General features: G+C 60.4%; 16 protein-coding genes. 5 read left to right on the top strand and 11 right to left on the bottom strand.

Annotated elements, in window-relative coordinates; all coding sequences use genetic code 11:
- Positions 1-580, top strand: a 580-nt coding sequence (locus DW732_RS04425) for a transposase (protein ID WP_147356360.1), incomplete at its 5' end; no start/stop codon positions are given.
- A gap of 216 nt (positions 581-796) precedes the next feature.
- Here the strand turns inward: DW732_RS04425 and DW732_RS04420 are convergent.
- Positions 797-2,233, bottom strand: a complete 1,437-nt coding sequence (locus DW732_RS04420) for a M20 family metallopeptidase (protein ID WP_117763135.1) — start codon at positions 2,231-2,233, stop codon at positions 797-799.
- A 54-nt stretch (positions 2,234-2,287) separates the two neighbouring features.
- Positions 2,288-2,950 carry an HAD hydrolase-like protein gene (locus DW732_RS04415; RefSeq protein WP_233539357.1) on the bottom strand — a complete coding sequence of 221 codons (663 nt, stop codon included), beginning with the start codon at positions 2,948-2,950 and terminating at the stop codon, positions 2,288-2,290.
- 157 nt (positions 2,951-3,107) lie between these two features.
- Here DW732_RS04415 and DW732_RS04410 point away from each other — a divergent pair, with 157 nt between their 5' ends.
- Both DW732_RS04410 and DW732_RS04405 read left to right on the top strand, forming a co-directional pair.
- A complete protein-coding gene (locus DW732_RS04410; RefSeq protein WP_158567348.1) occupies positions 3,108-3,968 on the top strand; it encodes a DegV family protein in 861 nt (286 codons plus the stop codon).
- 741 nt (positions 3,969-4,709) lie between these two features.
- A complete protein-coding gene (locus DW732_RS04405) occupies positions 4,710-7,694 on the top strand; it encodes a DEAD/DEAH box helicase family protein (RefSeq protein WP_158567347.1) in 2,985 nt (994 codons plus the stop codon).
- 63 nt (positions 7,695-7,757) lie between these two features.
- On the opposite strand, the gene DW732_RS04400 is transcribed toward DW732_RS04405, so the two are convergent.
- From DW732_RS04400 to DW732_RS09875, 6 genes are all read right to left on the bottom strand, one after another.
- The gene (locus DW732_RS04400; protein ID WP_118098913.1) at positions 7,758-8,066 is read right to left on the bottom strand and encodes a type II toxin-antitoxin system YafQ family toxin; all 309 of its coding nucleotides are present in this window, start codon (positions 8,064-8,066) and stop codon (positions 7,758-7,760) included.
- Positions 8,067-8,068: 2 nt separating this feature from the next.
- The gene (locus DW732_RS04395; protein WP_118098912.1) at positions 8,069-8,368 is read right to left on the bottom strand and encodes a type II toxin-antitoxin system RelB/DinJ family antitoxin; all 300 of its coding nucleotides are present in this window, start codon (positions 8,366-8,368) and stop codon (positions 8,069-8,071) included.
- A gap of 125 nt (positions 8,369-8,493) precedes the next feature.
- Positions 8,494-9,252 (bottom strand): TIGR00730 family Rossman fold protein, encoded by a 759-nt coding sequence (locus DW732_RS04390; RefSeq protein WP_118098911.1) that lies wholly within the window; start codon positions 9,250-9,252, stop codon positions 8,494-8,496.
- A 198-nt stretch (positions 9,253-9,450) separates the two neighbouring features.
- A complete protein-coding gene (gene tgt, locus DW732_RS04385) occupies positions 9,451-10,590 on the bottom strand; it encodes a tRNA guanosine(34) transglycosylase Tgt (RefSeq protein WP_118098910.1) in 1,140 nt (379 codons plus the stop codon).
- Positions 10,591-11,062: 472 nt separating this feature from the next.
- A complete protein-coding gene (locus DW732_RS04380; protein ID WP_118098909.1) occupies positions 11,063-11,863 on the bottom strand; it encodes an SDR family NAD(P)-dependent oxidoreductase in 801 nt (266 codons plus the stop codon).
- Between the two features lie 11 nt (positions 11,864-11,874).
- Entirely contained in the window at positions 11,875-12,066 is a 192-nt protein-coding gene (locus DW732_RS09875; protein WP_147336892.1) for a hypothetical protein, read from the bottom strand.
- 91 nt (positions 12,067-12,157) lie between these two features.
- Between DW732_RS09875 and DW732_RS04375 the strand changes: the two genes are divergently transcribed.
- A complete protein-coding gene (locus tag DW732_RS04375) occupies positions 12,158-13,915 on the top strand; it encodes a hypothetical protein (protein ID WP_118098908.1) in 1,758 nt (585 codons plus the stop codon).
- A gap of 254 nt (positions 13,916-14,169) precedes the next feature.
- On the opposite strand, the gene queA is transcribed toward DW732_RS04375, so the two are convergent.
- From queA to DW732_RS04360, 3 genes are all read right to left on the bottom strand, one after another.
- Positions 14,170-15,381, bottom strand: coding sequence for a tRNA preQ1(34) S-adenosylmethionine ribosyltransferase-isomerase QueA (gene queA, locus DW732_RS04370; protein ID WP_118098907.1), 1,212 nt, complete (start codon positions 15,379-15,381; stop codon positions 14,170-14,172).
- A 73-nt stretch (positions 15,382-15,454) separates the two neighbouring features.
- On the bottom strand, positions 15,455-16,027 hold the full coding sequence (locus tag DW732_RS04365; RefSeq protein ID WP_117734471.1) for an epoxyqueuosine reductase QueH: 573 nt from the start codon (positions 16,025-16,027) through the stop codon (positions 15,455-15,457).
- 132 nt (positions 16,028-16,159) lie between these two features.
- A complete protein-coding gene (locus DW732_RS04360) occupies positions 16,160-16,729 on the bottom strand; it encodes a DUF3267 domain-containing protein (RefSeq protein ID WP_117794545.1) in 570 nt (189 codons plus the stop codon).
- Between the two features lie 130 nt (positions 16,730-16,859).
- Here DW732_RS04360 and DW732_RS04355 point away from each other — a divergent pair, with 130 nt between their 5' ends.
- The gene (locus DW732_RS04355; protein ID WP_118098906.1) at positions 16,860-19,010 is read left to right on the top strand and encodes a class I tRNA ligase family protein; all 2,151 of its coding nucleotides are present in this window, start codon (positions 16,860-16,862) and stop codon (positions 19,008-19,010) included.
- The last annotated feature ends 17 nt before the right edge of the window (positions 19,011-19,027 follow it).

Genomic DNA, 19,027 nt, shown 5'->3' with positions numbered 1-19,027 from the left:
CGGGGTGTGGGGGATCGCCCGCTCCGGGGCCGGGGGCCCGCAGGCCGAGGCCGCCGGGGAGGCCGCGGCCGCCTCCACCGCGCCCCCGCCGGCGATCGTCGAGGCCGAGAACAGGCAGGTCAGGTTCCTGGCCGCCCGGATATCGGAGGCCCACGACGAGGCCGGGGCCCTCGAGGCCGAGACGGCGGCGCTGCTCGAGGGCGACGAGACCTACGCGTGCCTGCTCACCGTGCCCGGCATCGGCCCGAGGACCGCGGCGCGGCTCGCGGTGTCGGTCGACATCGGGAGGTTCCCGGACCACGACCACCTGGCCTCGTACTGCGGCATAGTCCCGAGGGTTAGGAGCTCCGGCACGTCGGTGAGGTCGGTCAGGGCGTCCAGGCGCGGCGACGCGAAGCTCAAGTCCCTGCTGATCTTCTCGTGCAACAGCCTGGTGAGGTCCTCGGGGCGCTACGGCGAGTACTACCGGGCCTGCAGGGCACGGGGAATGGGGCACGGGCGGGCGCTCAAGGCCGTCGCGAGGAAGCGGCTCAGGGCGATATACGCCGTGATGCGCGACCGGGTGCCCTACCGGGAGTAGCCCCGACGGTTGACAAAACTATAGGAACACCCAACGACTACCTTGGAAACCCCGCAGGTTGAGCATAAGTCAGCGAAAACGCCCCTAAGCGAGCAAGGTGACGTGAAAGAGGAGGGAAGCGTACTTCGGTACGCGACCGACGATTGAACGTCAGATTGCCGCTTAGGGGCGTTTGCAGCGTCGACCCGTTACGCGGTTTGGTAAAACCGCGTAACCTTAAAGTTCGAGTTCGTTGAGACGCAGGATCGCCACGATGTAGATCTTGAGCGCCTGCTTGAGCTGTTCTTCGTTGGCGCACTCGTTGGGGCCGTGCATCTGGCCACCCCATGCGGGCAGCTCCAGGCCGGTCTCCTCGGGGCCAAACGACACGGCGCGGGCAAAGTTGCGTGCGTACGTGCCACCGCCCATGGCAAAGGGTTCGGCATGCTTGCCGGTGAACTCGTTATAGGTATCGATAAGCGCCTTCACGGCCGGATCATCGGCAGAGACCGAGAACGGTACCTTGGCGCGGCCGACGCGATACGTCACGCCAAAGCGGCCCACGAGCGGCTCGAGCTGCCCACGGATGGTATCGGCGCTCGTGCTATCGGGGAAGCGCACGTCGATGACCTGCTCAATGTGGCCATCCGCCACGCGGATGACGCCGGGGTTGCACGTGAGCGGGCCAAACGCGGGGCTCGTCGCGTCGATACCCAGGCCGCGGCCATAGGCATCCGCATGTACAAAGGCCAGAAACTTGACAAACTCATGCTCGGCAGGCGTCAGCAAGCGCTCGTCGCGTGCGGCAAACGCGTCCTCGACCTCGCGCAGGTACGTCACGATCAGGCCAACGGCGTTGATCGTCCCCTCGGGCATCGAAGCATGGCCACCGATACCGTGCGCGAAAATCTGGGCATGGCCGTTCTCGAGCGCCGTGATCTCCAGGCGGTCGGCGTTCTCAACGGGCGCCGGCAGCTCATCGGCGGCAATCGCAAGCTCGCAGATAGACTGCGACGGAATAGCGTTGCTCGCCTCGGCACCGCCCCAGGACACAATGCGCCCGCCGTCAATCTTGGAGCTCACGAACGTCGCCCCAAACTGGCCCTTCTCGGCATTGCAGACCGGGAACTCGGCATCGGGCGTAAACAAAAAGTCGGGGTCTGCGTGGTTCTCCAGATAATGGTGAACATCGGACATGCCCACTTCCTCATCGCAGCCCAGCAGGGCGCGGAAGGTATAGCGCGGGGTAATGCCGTGCTTGAGCAGATAGGCGCCGGCGTAGAGCGACAGTACCGCCGGACCCTTGTCGTCGATCACGCCGCGGCCGAGCAGCCAGCCCTCGCGACGCTCCATCGCAAACGGGTCGGTGTTCCAGCCCGGGCCGGCGGGCACCACGTCCACGTGGCAGATGGTCGCGAGCTGCTTGTCGCCGCGACCGGGGATATCGGCAATGCCCACATAGCCCTCGTCGTCGCTCGTCTGGTAGCCGAGGTTCTGTGCGATGCCGAGCGCGCAATCGAGCGCGTCACGGACCGGGCGGCCAAACGGCGCACCGGGCTCCGCATCGGCAGCAACGGCAACAGACGGGTAGCTCACCAGCTGCTCGATATCGGCGACGACGTCCTCCCAGACCTCGTCGACGTACTCGGCAACACTCTGCTCCACCTGATTCATGGACGACCTCCTTACCAATGAGCGGCGAGCACGCCCGCCCCTCACATTAAGTCCCTAGATAGCGAAAAGTTTAGCAAGCTCGGCCACCGAGTGCACCACCGCGTCTGCACCCGCCGCCTCGTGCTCGCCCGGCGCCGCCGCGCCCGAATAGATGCCGATGCACGGCACGCCCATTGCGTGCGCGCCCTCGACGTCGTTAAAGCGGTCGCCAACCATCACGGCATCGTCGGCGCGCGCGCCTAACGCCGCCAGGGCGTCGCGGATCGAATCGGCCTTGGTCTCGCGCCCCTGCGGAGGATTCATGCCGACCACGGCTTCGAACTGGCAAAGCCCCAGCTCATGCACCATGTCGATGCACTTCGCCTCCATACGAGAGGTCGCCACGGCCAAGCGATGTCCCTGAGCGGCAAGACCATCGAGCAGCGCGGGGATCCCATCGAACACGGGATACTCCTCCGGACCCAGCTCGTCAAAAAAGGCACGGTACTCGTCGGCCACCACGAGCGACTCCTCACGCGTAAAGCCGTAAAAGTCGTGGAAGCTCTTCCACAGGGGCGGCCCGATCATGCGTCGCAGGTCGCCCATCTGCGCCTCCGAAAACCCGCGCACAGCAAGCGTTTTGCGCGTCGAGGTCATCACCGCCCGGCCCGTATCGGCCACCGTACCGTCAAAATCGAACAGCACGACCGAGCGCTTACCTATCTCCAGTGCCTCCACCGGCACCCCCTCTTCCCCAATTGATGATTTCCACACCAACATTAAGAACTGTTGACTATTCAACAATTAAACCTAGCAATGTGGAATGACTCCACTATACTTGTCGCACTTTGCTCTCAGAAGGCGGCGCACAAGCGCCCCGACGAAAGGTGCAATTATGTCTTTTGCCATCATAACCGGCTCCACGTCGGACATCTCCCCCGCCTGCGCCCAAGAACTCGGCATTTACGTGATTCCGCTGCATGTGATTATCGAAGGCGAGGACCTGCTCGACCAGGTGCAGATTACCGCCGAGGAGTACGTCGCCCGCATGGCCGGCTCCAAGCAGCTGCCGCACACCTCGCAGCCGAGCGCTGGCGAGTTCAAGGCGCTCTTTGACCGCGTGCTCGCCGACGGCCACGACAGTGCCATCTTCATTTCGCTGTGCAGCGAGTGGTCCGCCTGCCATGCCAACGCATGTCTGGTAGCTGACGCCCATAAGCTCGACGTGCGCTGCGTCGACTCGCGCACCGGCTCGGGCGCTGAGGGCTTGCTGGTGGAATACGCGCTCGCCATGCGCGATGACGGCCGCAGCCTGGACGAGACCGAGGCGCAGATTCGCGCGACGCTGCCTGACGCCCACCTGTTACTGATTCCCCGCACGCTCGAGAACCTTGTTAAGAACGGCCGCGCGCCCAAGCTCGCCGGCCACCTCGCGCAGATGCTCAACATTCGCCTGGCCGTTTCGCCGGAGTGGAAATCGGGCGAGATCAAAGTCATCAAAAAGGGCCGCGGCGCCAAGCGCATCGTTGCCAACACCATGGCCGATTGCCTCGACTTTTTGGCTGAGCATCCGGGCGCGAGCGTACGCGTGCTCACAACCGGCGCCACCGAAGAGCAGGAGCTCGTCAACGAAGTGCTCGCGGGCCAGGACTACGTCGATGCCGGCACCGGTCCCATCGGCTGCACCATCGCCACCCACGTGGGCGTGGACGCCATCGCCATCAGCTATTGCCCCCGCTACCAACCTGCCAATTAGGGACAGGTTTATTTTGGCAGGTTTTATCTGGGCAAACGTTAAACGCTAAGAAAGGTCTGCCTAGCTAGACAGGACAAGCTGGGACAGTCGAACAGCCGAGGTACACCCAGCCACAGCAAAGCCATCACGCCGGCGCGCCCCAACTTAAGGCGCGCCGGCATCTCTTTAGGAATGGCGGCGGTAAAGGGACCGTTTTAGTCGAAAGGCTGCGAATAGCTTCCCATTACGCCGCAACTCAATTGCCGCACAACTGCCCAATTGAGCCATTGCAGGCGATCGATGCTTTATCCAACCCCCTTGCGATACCCCTTGGTCAAAAAATGGCAAATATGAGTACTGCTACAAATTTAGTAGCAGCGAAATCTGGCTGGATTTGCATCTCACCGCCAATTTCGAGCGCCATAATGCCCCAAATCGTCATGTTTAGAGGGTTGGTTATATTCGATTTCACTCGATTGGTCTTAAATACTTTACAGATGATATGATACTGTCGCAACAACAGTACTCATATTTGCCATTTTTTGCCCACCGGTCCTATTCGAAGGCAGTTCCCAGGATCTCCAGCCCGCCCCGCAGCCGCTAAAACCCACTCAATAACAGCTGCCACATATTTTAGCACCAGCCAAACACCACTCACGGAGCCGCACTCCACTATCACCGAACCAAAATCAGAATCGGATGCCCAAAAAACCAAAATAACGTACTTTCATTTTAATGAACCCCAACAAGAACGGCATTTACATGAGCACCGTCACGCATCAATACGCCCTCATCGGGGACACGGTATTCCAATTCAAGGAAGCAGTCGTTCATGTATCTGAGCCGCACGGCCAAATCGTCATCTGCAGCAATGGCCCAGACATCCGTTACGCAACGCTCGAAGAATGGGAGAAAGCTGGCACATCTTTCGATAGACGGACGCAGGTCGAGGGTATCGTCACCAGTGCGAGTCCAGCGCGCGACAAACTCGAGCTCTTTCGCAATCTCTTTACTGGCCGCAAAGATGTTTACGCCCATGGGTACCGCAGAAAAGACGGGGGAATCGGCTATACGCCCGCTTGCGCAAACGAGTGGAAGTCAGGCATTTGTCCCAAAGCAAATCGTCAGAAAACCAAATGCGCTGAATGTGGCAACCGCGTCTTCCCCGAGTTGAGCGATACCGCGATCATCTCCCATTTCAAGGGCAGTGACGACAGACTCCGAGACGTCATAGGTCAATATGTTCTCGATAATGACAGCAACACAAAAGTCCTGGTCATCGACTTTGACGGAGCCGATTGGAAAGAAGCGACAAACGCCATTCGGCGTGTCGCAAAAAACCATGGAATCGATGCTGCGGTCGAGCGATCGAGATCAGGTAACGGCACACATGTCTGGTTTTTCTTCCTAGAGCTCACCAGCGCAAAGATCGCACGAGAATTTGGAAGCAGCCTTATCACCAAAGCAGCGGCACTCAACAAGACAATCACCTTTGAAGCTTTTGACCGGATGCTGCCCGCGCAGTCCACCATTCCTGAGGGCGGCTTTGGAAATCTCATAGCACTGCCTTTTCAAGGAAAAGCGCAGCGAAAAGGGAACAGTGTATTTGTTGACGAGCAATTTGAGCCCTTTCCCGATCAATGGCTTTACCTTTCGCAAATTCAGCTGATTCCACATGCAACAGTGCAAAAACTGATTGAGAGCATCGACAATAAACCGCATGGAATATCTGCTGCAGTGGTGGGAAACACCGCCGCGCCACATTCTCAGAGGCCGCGAAAGCGGCTTCCGCTCACGCCGCAGGACTTCCCGTCATCGCTGTCCGTCACGCAGGCCGATATGCTCTATATCCCCGAAAAATCTCTGAGTCCCGCAGCTCAAATGGAAGTTCGCAGGCTTGCAACATTTGCCAACCCAGAATTCTTCCGCGCGCAATCTATGCATCAATCGGTATTCGGCAAACCGCGGTACATAGACCTCAGCGAACTTAGAGACAGCTGCGTCGCGATTCCCAGAGGCTGCAAGGCTCAGCTTGAGTGGCTGTTTCAAGAAGCCGGCGTTGCTGCCCACTATTCTGACAAGCGCAAGTCTGGCAATCCAATTGTGATGGCATTTAAAGGGACTCTTCGCCCTGAACAGCAAATTGCCGCCGAACAGATGCTCGGCCATGAAGACGGAATCATGTCTGCACCGACGGGTTTCGGCAAAACCGTCATCGGAGCCTATCTTATTGCTACCATCGGTCTTCCAACGCTCGTCATCGTTCCCAAGACTGCGCTCATTGCCCAATGGAAATCCCAGCTCGAACGGTTTATCGACATTACTGATAACAGAAAGCCAGTCCGAACCCCAAAAGGACGAATCAGTAAAAGGCAGCCGCCGCTCATTGGCCAAATCGGAGGAGGTAAAACCGCCATAAGCCATCTCATCGACATTGCTTCATTCCAGTCTCTGTCCAGCAAGGACCCCCAGACCGGAGAACCAATAGCCAAGGAGTTCGTTCGTGATTACGGCCTCGTCATCTGTGATGAATGTCACCATGCAGCCGCACCACAGCTTGAGCTTGTCCTCAAGTCCGCTCCAGCCAAATATGTATACGGCCTTTCTGCGACGCCCGAACGCTCGGACGGTCTCACGCGAGCACTCTCAATGCTCTGCGGCCCGCTTCGCCATGTCATTGATCCAAAAACGCAAGCAATCCAACAGGGAATTCAGCGCGTTGTTAGGCCGCGTTTTACCGGAGTTCGACTACCCGCCTACAAACCAGGGGCGTCCTTTAATCAAGTTCTCGATCTCCTGTGTGCGCACACAGCGAGAAACGAAGCAATTGTCGACGATGCCCTCGATACCGCGTCAAACGGTCGACATTCGCTTGTGCTATCCAAAAGGAAAAAACATGCCGAAGAGCTATGTAGGCTGCTTCAAAGCCGCGGACACGAACCCATACTCTTAACCGGAGAAATCGACGCCAAAGAAAGAAAGGCAATACTGAACAGCCTTCCCGGCTTCGAGCATGAGCATCGAATTATCATCGCAACCGAAGGCCTTCTGGGCGAGGGCTTCGACCTGTCTTACCTTGACACTCTGCTCATTGCCACACCGATATCTTGGGACGGCAGCATAACGCAGCAGGCAGGCAGACTACATAGAAGTCACGAGGGCAAGCAGCGGGTTGAGATATTCGACTATGTTGATTTGTCGATACCCATGCTCGCGCGTATGTACCAGAAGAGACTCAAGACCTACGCCAAGCTGGGGTATGAAGTCTTTGCAGCAAATGACAACAAACAGGCCGATCGAAACATCCTCGTTAGGTCGGCAACAGCCGTGGAGGCTTTAGCGGACGACATCGCAAGCGCAACGAAAAGCATTTTTATTGCCGCGCCCTACGCATCCGCCGCATGCCTCGCGAAGCTCGCCGCCGCGCTCACGAGCGCTATTGTCCGTGGGATTGCCCTTGAGATTTCAATTGCCTCGACTCCGCGCGATGACGTAAAAGCGATTTTTGCCGAGATGAACGTCGACTATTCCATCAAAGCCGAAGGGCGCCTGTGCGCGTCAGTAATTGACGAGGAAACCGTCTGGTACGGAGCTATTCCATTACTGGCTTTTCCTAAGAAAGAAGACTGCAGCATCCGTTTCAAAAGCAGCGAAGTTGCAGCCGAGCTTTTAAGCGAAATCCAGCGAAGAGGAGAACCGGAGGTCGCAGCCACGAACGGGACGTCCCCAGCTGTTGCGGTGGAATAGGAGCTGCCTTGGTCAATCGCTCGTGAATCAATTACTATTCCCTCGCGAATCATAAGCGAGCAATCAGCCGTGCGAACCCTGAAACAGTTCGTCATGCGAACCCATTCTGACCAACCGGATCACAGGATTAGTCTTATGCGGCAAATAGAGAACGACCATGTCGACCAAGCCATCGGATAGATGGAAATCGATGTGACCGTTGTAGTTGCCGCCCGGGTTTGAAAGCTCGTGGGCACCATATTCCGCGGGAAGCGAGCCGTGAGCCGCAAGCTCTGCAACTGCCGCCTTAAACTCGGTTTTTAGCTGCGGATGGATGCGCATCGTCCGTTTGTAATCCGCCTTAAACTGAGCCTCGACTTCAATCTCAAACATCGCTAGCCCTCATCGAGGAACGATATAAGCTCATCAGCGTTATTGAATGACGGGCCGTCGTCTGGCAGAATCCCCAACTCATGAGCCTCGGCGATCACCATGGCACGCCTCGTCGCCTCGTTGGGCACCTCCGCCCTTCCTACAATCTCAAAAGGAATCTTTCGCTGATTTACAAGCTGCCGAACGGCAAGATTGAGATAGGAATTGAGGCTGAGGCCGACCGAATCCAAGAACTCGGTCGCCTGCTCCTTGAGCCCCTCTTCGATGCGAACCGTCGTAGGCTTAACCGTTGCAGTAGACATACGCGACCTCCTCGCCTCGTCTTTTGCATCAGTATACCCAGTTTAGATGGCAGAGTGATGTTAAATAGCATCAGTCTGCCGTTCTCATTACTACCCTCATTACTACAACAACAGGTACGCTCGCCCTATATCAGCCCGCTCAGGGCAATGTCGACGGCTTCGTTGAGGTCGTCGGTAATGTGTACTAGATCCGGATCGAGCGGGCTGATCATACCGGCGTCCATCACCGGGCCGTTGAGCCAGTCGAACAGGCCCTGCCAGTACTCGCTGCCCACCAGCACGAGCGGCATGCGCTTGACCTTGTGCGTCTGCACCAGCGTGAGCACCTCGAACATCTCGTCGAGCGTACCAAAACCGCCGGGAAACACGATGGCGCCCGAGCTGTATTTGACGAACATGGTCTTGCGCACAAAGAAGTAACGGAAGTCCATGCCCAGGTTTACATATTTGTTGAGTCCGTGCTCGTGCGGGAGCTCGATCCCCAAGCCGACCGATTTGCCGTTGGCACTCGCCGCTCCCCTGTTGGCCGCCTCCATGATGCCGGGGCCGCCACCGGTGATGACCGCCACGCCACGTTGCGCGATCTTGCGCCCGACGGTACGTGCCGCTTTGTAGAGCGGATCGGTCTTGGGCATGCGGGCGCTACCGAAGATGGTCACCGCAGGGCCGAGCTCGGCAAGCGCGCCAAAGCCGTCGACAAACTCGGCCTGAATGCGCAGTACACGCCACGGATCGGCATGCAGCCAGTCGGTCGACTCCTCGGGTGCCAGCAGGTTGGCGTAGGTGTTGTCCTTAGGAATCATGGGGCCGCGCATGACCACGGGGCCGCGTCGGTACGTCTCGTCGTAGGCAGGCTCGCCCTCGACGTTCTCATTTTTAATCATGGGTACTCCTATCGAGAAAAAGAAAACGGGCGGGGTCGACGCCATGCGCCAAACACCCGCCCGAACATCAACCATTCGGTATGGTACCCACGATGCATCAAGTGCTTGCAAGCCATCGGTCAGCGGTCGCGCAGCCGATGCCAGCGAATGCAATGCCCGCCGCCGGCCGCGAACAGCTCGTAAGCGAGCCCGGAGCTCTTAGTAATCCACCGACGCAGGGCTGTTCATCCAGTCGCTCACAAACGCACCGTAACGGCCCTCGATAATGGCCTGGCGGGCCTGCTGCATAAGGTTGAGCAGGTAGTAGATGTTGTGCATCGAGAGCAAAATGCCGCCGAGCATCTCCTTTTGCGTGACCATGTGGCGGATGAGCGCACGGCTGTAGCCGCCCGTGCATACCGGGCAGGTGCAGGTGGGATCGATGGGGCCGTCGTCGTGCGCAAAGCGCGCGTTGCGGAAGTTAAGGCGACCCTCGCTGGAGAACGCCGTGCCCATACGACCGGTACGCGTCGGCAGCACACAGTCGAACATATCGATGCCCACGCCCACGCCGCGCACAAGGGTGGTGGGGTTGCCGACGCCCATCAGGTAGCGCGGCTTGTGCTTGGGCATATACTCGCTCGCGAGCGGTGCCAGCGTCTCAAACATGGTCTCGTGGTCCTCGCCCACCGAGTAGCCGCCGATGCCGTAGCCGGGGAAGTCGCCGCACTCCTCCAGATGGCGCAACGAGCGCAGGCGCAGGTCCAGATGCATGCCACCCTGGACGATGCCAAAGAGTGCCTGGTCATCGCGGGTGTGTGCCTTGTAGCAGCGCTCGGCCCACATACTCGACAGCTCCACGGCGCGCTCGACATAGGCACGCGTGGCGGGATAGCCGGGGCACTGATCGAGCTGCATGCAGATGTCGGAGCCGAGCTTCATAGCGATTTCCATGTTGTCCTCGGGCGTCCAGAACACGTGGCGGCCGTCGTAATCGTTGACGATAAAGCGCACGCCCTCGTCGGTGAGCTTGACGGCGTCGTTGTGACTAAAGACCTGAAAACCGCCCGAGTCGGTGAGGATGGGGCCGTGCCAGTTCATAAACTTGTGCAGTCCGCCCAGCTCGGCGATGGTGTCCTCGCCGGGGCGCATGGACAGGTGATAGGTATTGGCAAGCACGATCTGGGCGCCGAGCTGCTTGACGGTCTCGGTGGGAATGCCCTTGACGTTTGCCTTGGTGCCTACGGGCATAAAGATCGGCGTCTCGATGTCGCCGTGCGGGGTGTGCAGCACGCCGGCACGCGCGTGCGTGGTCGGGTCCTCGGCGATCAGGTCGAATTTAAAGAGGCTTTGGTCCATAAACTGGAACTCCTTGGTTGCGGCTCATACGCAAACCATTATACGGGCAACCCGCAAGAAGCACCGACTCGACAGAAACTGGTGCATTAAACGACTAGTCGTTGGGGACGTTCTTAAACGACTAGCTGTTGGGGACAGTCTTCAGGGCAGCCTGACAAAGGAGTGCCCCAATCTGCCGGCACTCAGGGACTGTCCCCAAGTGCCGGCAAGAGCGTCCCTCTCAACTAGTCATTTAAGAACGTCCCCAACGACTACATCCAGCGAAAACCCGCCAAAGTGAGCAAGGTGCCTTCAAGCAAAATGGTGCCGCAGGTTGAGCATAAGTCAGCGAGCGGGCCGCATTTGAGGCAAGGTGACGTGAAACGAAAGGGCGCTGACCTTCTGGTCGCGCCCTTGAAGTTGAACGTCAGATTGTCCAAATGCGGCCCGCGCAGCGTCGAGCTGTTACGCAGTTTGGTAAAACCGCGTAACCCTACGGCCGCTGGCCCATGCCGCCCTCGAGGGTGACGGTCTCGCCGTTCATGTACTTAAAGTCGGGGCCGCAGAGCTGAACGACCACGCGGCCGATCTCCTTCTCGACGTCGCCGTAGTGGCCCGCCGGCGGCATGTGGACGTTGGCCTTGAACGCCTCGGGATAGGCATCCTGGAAGTTCTCGAGCGCAGCGGTCCAAGCAAGCGGGCACACGATGTTGACGTTGATGCCGTCGGGACCCCACTCATTGGCGGCGACGCGGGTCAGGCCGCGGATGCCCTCCTTGGCGGCAGCATAGCTGCACTGGCCATAGTTGCCAAACAGGCCGGCGCCCGAGGCAAAGTTGACCACGGAGCCCTTGGTCTCCTTCAGGTACGGATAGGCCTTCTGCATGTACAGGTAGGTGGCATACAGGCCAGAGTAAATGGCCAGGTTGAACTGGTCCATAGTGTGGTCGGCGATGGTCACACCCGAAGCGCTGGCCTGAGCGTTGTTGACGACGGCGTCGATGCGACCGAACTCCTCAATCGCCTTGTCGATAACGTTCTGCACGACGGCCTCGTTGTCCTGACCAGCCGAGACATCGGCCTGAACAGGCAGCACCTTGACGCCGTACTCCGCCTCGAGGGACTCCTTGGCGGCCTCGAGCTTGGCAACGTTGCGGCCGGTAATGACGAGGTTTGCGCCCTCCTTGGCAAATGCGATATCGATGCCGTAGCCGATGGAGCCAGCGGAGCCGTCCTTAAGCGTGGCCTTGCCGCCGCCGGTGACGATTACGGTCTTACCAGTGAAAAGTCCCATATAAAGTCCTTTCAAATCGCGGCGGACACGCCCGCCGACTGCGCGCATCCAAATTCACGCGCCAAAAGCTGGAATGTAACTTTAGCGTGTTCAAGCGAAAATAAAAGACCGCGGTAGGCGAACGGCACCACGTCGTTCGGCGAAGGGATTGTCAAGTAAAAACTGGATAAAGCGGCCGAGTTATTGTTATCAGATCGAGCCATCGAACACGTTTTGAAACTTTGCTGCGGCACGTAGGATGTCGGCGCGAAACTTTATCATAGGGTGACAAACAACGATGAGGAGCACATGCCTATGACAGACGAGCTGGACCCCCAGACTCAACAGCATATTGATGATTCAGCAGACGCCGTCGACGGCTGCGATACTCCTACCTGCGTCGACGCCTCCACCGATGCGCACGCCGGTGCGGACAAGGCAACGGACACAGACGATACTGTCGAGCATGACGAAAGCGAGCAGCCGGAGCTGAGCCATGCCGAACCCGACACGGAACCCGCACCACAGGCAGCGGGCCCCATCGAGGTGTCTTCGGAAGAAGAGCTCGATGCCGTCATGGACTCCATGATGGATGCTGTCAAAGCGATGAAAGACGCCGTCGCCGATGCCGAGATTGATGCCGAGGAAGAGGAGGCCGCCGAGGCGGCCTCGACCTTCGTGCCCGGCGAGACTCCGGTCGCCGACCAGGGCAGCACCATGCCCTCGTTTCTGCAGCTCGAGCACCCCACGATTGGCGCCGACGCGGTCGATCCGCACGCAGCAGGCTTTTCTGTGGTCGAGGGCGGTACCGGCAATATCGCCGCGCCGCAGGCTGCCGATGCGGATGCTGCCGACACCGCTCGCCCGACCGCCCCGCATTCCCCCGCCGCGAGCCGCGATCTGGGGACCGCTGTCTCGAACACTGCGAACGCCGTGGGCACCTTTATCGCCCAGGGCGCCTCGGCCATGCGTGAGATGAACGCCGCGAAAAAGGCACTTTCCGACGCCCGCGCCCACTTGGCCGAACTTGAGCAGCGCATTGCCGATCAGGCCGAGGAACTCGAGACGCGCCAGGATATCGCAGGCCGCTACGACCAGATCGTCGCCGACCAGCGCCAGGCGATTGCCACGGCCCAAAAGACTGCAGCGGCTGCTGAGATTGACCGTGATGCCCACGCCGCCAAGGCGACAGAGCTCAAGGGCCAGCTCGAAGAAATGAAGACAGAGGATGACGCGACTGAACTCCGCTTGAAGGCCGCGCTCGACGCCGTGGAGGCCCGCGAGGCGAGCTCGCGCGAGACCGGCAACCGCCTCGTTCGACGTCTTGAGGATTCCAAGCGCATCCGCGACAAGGTGAAGACCGAGCGAGACGCCGGCATTGCGGCCGCACAACAAACCGTCGACGCCACGCGCGCCCAGCTCGAGACGCTGCGTCATGAGTATGCCGAGCTGCAACGCAATCCCTCGGCAAATCCCGCCAACTATACGGTACGCACCAGCGAGCTCTCGATGCAGATCTCCGACACGGCAGATGCCCTGCGTAAAGCCGAAGAAGATGTCCCGCGCATCACCGCCGACCTTGAGCACTCGCTTGCCGCAGCCGAGCAGGCCGTCGAGCAGGCTCAAGCCCCTATCGCCGACGCAAAGCGCGCGCACCAAGCCGTGACGACCGAAGCCGATGCCGCGCGCGACGAGCTGCAGACGGCGAAAACGGCCGCCGCGACTCGTCAGCGCGAGCTGCGCGAGAAGATCACTGCCGAGGACAAGGCACGCCGTGACCAGGAGCAGACCATCGCCAATGCCCAAGCAGATGCCGCACATGCGCAGTCGATCATCGAACAGGCGACCGAGGTGCACGACCACCCAGAGATCACTGAGTCGCTTGCAGGATCCTTGGCCCGAGACAAAGCCGAGCACGCCGAGACCGAGCGAGAAGTCGCCCAGCTCGAGGCCGCCGAGGACGCGGTGCGCGAGCGTACCCGCGACTCCCGCATCAAATTCACCGGCGCCATTGTCTGCATCGTCGCCGCAATCCTGGTGATCATCCTAGTCTGGCTGTTCGCAAGCAAGTAGGCAGGGCACCAAGTAGTCTTTGGGGACGTTCTTAAACGACCAGTCAAACAAGAACGTCCCCAACGACTAATCAATGATGAGAGTGGATAATCTCCCACTTTGAGCCCGCAGAAGGGCCAAAAACGGGAGATTATCCACTCTCATTCCGCAGGTACTCATTTAAGTACGTCCCCAATGAGTGCCACATTGACAGCCAAGGCAAGGCCGATGCTTTGGCAGCGTCAGGTGGTTACGCGGTTCGTAGAACCGCGTAACTAACAAATGAGCATCGCGTCGCCAAAGCTGAAGAAGCGGTAACGCTCCTCGATGGCGGCGGCGTAGGCATCCATGATCTGGTCGCGGGAGGCAAGCGCGCTCACGAGCATCATGAGCGTAGAGCGCGGCACGTGAAAGTTCGTGATCAGCGCGTCGACCACGTGATAGGTCGAGCCGGGCATGAGGTAGAGCTGTGTCGTCGCATTCTCGCGCACCACGATGTCACCGCGGCCGAGCGTGTCGGCGCCGTCCTCGCGGCCTTCAAAATAGCGCGCCGTCACAGCCGGATCGAACACCGGGGCATCCGCATCAAAGGCGCTTTCGAGCGAACGCACTGCGGTGGTGCCGACGGCAATCACACGATGACCCTCGGCCTTGGCCTTGTGCACGGCGTCGACAACCTCCTGCGACACGTGGTAGCGCTCGGTGTGCATGACGTGCTGCGTGGGGTCGTCCTCCTCCACCAGACGGAAGGTATCGATGCCCACCTCGAGCTCGACAGCGGCGAACTTCGCACCCTTGGCCTCGATAGCAGCCATGAGCTCGGGGGTAAAGTGCAGGCCCGCCGTGGGGGCGGCAGCCGAGTGCTCCTCCTTCATGGCATAGACGGTCTGGTACTTCTCGGGATCGCCCTCGTAATCGGTAATGTAGGGCGGCAGCGGCACGTGGCCGGCAGCATGGATGGCCTCGTCGAGCGTGCGCGGGTCGCCGGCGGCATTGCAACCGGCCGGCTCAAATCGCACCAGGCGTCCGCCGCGGCTATCGGTAACAAAGTCGACGACCTCGGCCGTCAGCACCACGGGAGCCCCCTCGGGCGCATGGGCGCCACCGGCACGATACTCAATCTGAGCGCCGGGCTTCAGACGCTTGCCAGGCTTAACCAGGCACTCCCACACGTGACCCAGTGGATCCACGTCCTCGCGGCGCTTAAGCAGCAGCGTCTCGACCACGCCGCCCGAGCCCGCCTTGCGACCGATCAGACGGGCCGGCATCACGCGCGTCTGATTGATGACGAGTACGTCGCCCGGCTCGATATAGTCGATGATGTCACGGAAGATACGGTGCTCAACGGTACCGCCGTGCTCCAGCGGCGTTCCCGCCTCAGATCCCTTGCGATTCACCACCAGCAGGCGGCAGGAGTCACGCGGCTCGGCAGGAGCCTGGGCGATGAGCTCATCGGGCAGGTTATAGTCAAAATCATCAGTACGCATAGACACGTCGGATTCTCCTTATATAGCTAAAGTCCGCTCTACATCCTAGCAGGCTGCCAGCTCAAAAGAACTACTATTTGGAAGCTTTGCGCTCGTCACGGATGCGGGCGCGGTCCATGGCCGCCTCGACGGCCGAAAAGCGGCAGCCACAGTAGTTCTGCCGATACATGCCCAGCTCGCGCGAACGACGCGTGGCCTCGGGATAATACGGGCGAAAATCGCGAATCACCGGCGTGAGCCCGCGGGCGGCAGCCAGGCGCTCGAGCACATCATTGCACGTTTCGAACAGCTGATAGGGCGAGACAGCGAGCGTCGTGCCTACATATTCAAACCCGCGCTCCTGAGCCACACGGCATGCCTCGGCCAGGCGTAGGGCATAGCACGTGCGACAGCGACGGGGCCGATCGGCGCCCAGCGGGGCCACGCCGGCCTCCCAGCGCTCACGGTCCTCTCCGGCCTCGATAAGCTCGATGTCGCCGTCGGCACACCACCGGCGCAGCTCGTCCAGACGCCGCCGCCATTCATCGTGCGGCTGAATATTGGGGTTAGTCCAGCAGATCGTGGGCTCAAACCCCTCCTCGCGCAGCAGGCGAACCGGCTCAAGCGAGCACGGCGCGCAGCAAGCATGCAGCAACAACGGCTTCATGGACATCTCCTCCCAATCTTTGCCCAGGGTAGTCTTTTTGGGACGGGGCTATTTTGACTACTTTTGATGTAAAGCAGTTCCAAATACCTGCATCAACAGGAAAGTAGTCAAAATAGCCCCGTCCCAAAAAGACTACTTTGCGAAAAAGCGCACGCCAAAGGACGTGTCCTCGCAGGCGACAATACGGCGGTCGCGCAAAATGGTCCACACGTAATACCAATCGCCCACACAGCCCGACAAATGCAGGCCAGCCGCCAGGTAGCACAGCAGCGGATAGCCCGAAAATGCAAACCCCAAGGCAAACGCCGCCGTCAGGATCACCGTGGGCGCCAGGCAAATGGCAATGTAGCGCCGGCGCGAATACACAACGCCCTCGGCACAGGCGTAGATCATCGCCGTCTCGCGATTCGCCCCAAAGGTCACATGCGCGCCCGCAGGCGCCAACAGCTTAAAAAACGCGGCGTGTAACAGCTCGTGCACGGCAAATGCCGCCGCCGAAACCGCGATCACACCGACCATCCAGCCCACAACCGCCATCCAGCCGCCCGCTTCGGCCGCATCCAAGTCCGCAGGCCCGCCCAGCAGCATAAACACCGGCACCAGGCACACGGCAAATACGCCAAGCACGGCCATCCCCCACACGAAGCAGGCGTGCAGAAAATCCTCGTCCTCAAACGCATGTATGTTGGAAATCTCATTCATAGCATCTTAGGATAGCGCCCCTGCCACGCACCCACCCGCATGTGCGATAATGTCGAACGATATGCACGAATTGACCACCGCGCCGCCAGGCCTTGCGCCGGCCGCGCTTTCACCTATGCGAAGGAGTCCCATGGCATCTAAATACTCCATGAACGACCGTCCCAGCTGGCCGCGCCGCGCCATCGTTACCGCTGGCGAGCCCTACGGCAACAAGGGCCTGCACTTTGGCCACGTCGGCGGCGTCTTTGTCCCGGCCGACTTCTTCGCCCGCTTCCTGCGCGACCGCCTGGGCCGCGAGAACGTCATCTTCACCTCGGGCACCGACTGCTACGGCTCGCCCATCATGGAGAGCTACCGCAAGCTCAAGGAGAACGAGGGCTTCGACAAGTCCATCGGCGAGTATGTCGAGTCCAATCACTCCCGCCAGGCCGCGACCCTCAACAACTACAACATCAGCTGCGATATCTACGGCGGTTCGGGTCTTGAGCCGGCCGTGCAGATTCACAACGAGGTGACCGCCGAGATTATCGAGCGCCTGCACGAGCAGGGCACCATCTCCAAGCGCTCCACGCTGCAGTTCTACGATGCCAAGGCCGGCACGTTCCTCAACGGCCGCCAGGTTATCGGCCGCTGCCCCATCCAGGGCTGCAAGTCCGAGAAGGCCTATGCTGACGAGTGCGATCTGGGCCACCAGTTTGAGCCCGAGGAGCTCATCGCGCCCAAGAGCCAGCTCACCGGCGAGGTGCCCGAGTTGCGCCCGGTCGACAACCTCTACTTTGACCTGCCGGCCTACCTCGACTTTATGAAGACCTATACCGCCAAGCTCGCCCAGAACCCGCAGGTTCGCTCCGTGGTCTCCAAGACCATGGAGGAATGGCTGCTGCCGGCTCAGCTCTACATCCAGAACAAGTTCCGCGAGGCCTTCGATGCCGTCGAGGATCAGCTTCCTGAGCACACCGTCCTGGAGCCCGAGGGCAACAAGAGCAGCTTTACCGTCACCTTCCCCAGCTGGAAGGAGCGCGACGATGCCCACGCAGTGCTCGCCAACGGCGGCGTGCGCTTCCGCAGCGGCAAGGCGCTCGTGCCCTTCCGCATCACCGGCAACATCGACTGGGGCGTTCCGGTGCCCGAGGTCGACGGCGTGACCGACGTCACCTGCTGGTGCTGGCCCGAAAGCCTGTGGGCGCCCATCAGCTACACCCGTACCATACTCGCCCGCGACGCCCGCGCCGCCGGCGTGACCGAGGGTGTCGCCGCCCAGGACGCCGCCCTCATGGGCGAGCCAGCCGCCGATTCCACGCAGGTCCCCGTGCCCACCTACCAGCACAGCTCGCTCGACTGGCGCGACTGGTGGTGCTCTGACGACGCTCAGATCTACCAGTTTATCGGTCAGGACAACATCTATTTCTACTGCATCGCGCAGACCGCCATGTGGGAGGCCCTGGGTTGGGACCTCACGCAGAGCACCGTCAGCGCATGCTACCACCTGCTCTACATGGGCAAAAAGGCCAGCTCGTCCTCGCAGACGCCTCCCCCACCGGCAGACGACCTGCTCAACCACTACACCTGCGAGCAGATGCGTGCGCACTGGCTGTCGCTCGGCCTTTCCGAGAAGCCGGTGAGCTTTAGCCCCAAGGCATATGACACGCGCGTGACCGGCAAGGACAAGGACGGCAACGAGGTGCGCGCCTGCGACGACAAGCGCGTTATCGACCCGGCCCTTAAGGAGAGCGCGCTGCTGACCGGCGTGTTCAACCGCCTGGCCCGCAGCTGCTTCTACGGCGTTGCCGTCAAGGAAGGCGACGAGAGCCCCTATCGCAACGGCTGCATTCCTGCCGGCGCGGCCTCTGCCGCCGTGGTCGAGGCTGCCGAGCAGGCCGCCCTTGCCTTTGAGCAGGCCATGTACAAGTTCGAGACGCACCGCGCGCTCGCCGTGTGCGACGACTACCTGCGTGCCGCCAACAAGCGCTGGAGCGACGCCTCCAAGGCCGCCAACAAGCTCGAGGGCGCCGAGACCAACGCCGCCATGACGCAGGCCCTCATCGACGCCTTTACCGAGCTACGCGTGGCGACCGTCCTCATGCACGGCATTGTGCCGGCCGGCTGCGAGCTCATCTGCGAGTACTTCGACGTCGACCCGGTCGCCTTCTTCAGCTGGGATAACATCTTTGCCTCCACGGACGAGCTTGTGGAGAGCCTGGGCGAGAAGCCCGGCGAGCACCGCGTGAAGCCGCTGCCCCCGCGCTTCGACTTCTTTAGCAAGCACGAGAGCCAGTACTAGACAACCGGCAAGGCGCA

It is taken from the genome of Collinsella sp. AM28-11LB (assembly GCF_003469895.1).
Classification (GTDB): Bacteria; Actinomycetota; Coriobacteriia; order Coriobacteriales; family Coriobacteriaceae; genus Collinsella.
Note: the sequence above shows the minus strand (reverse complement) of the source record. Positions and strands in the feature narration are given on the sequence as shown.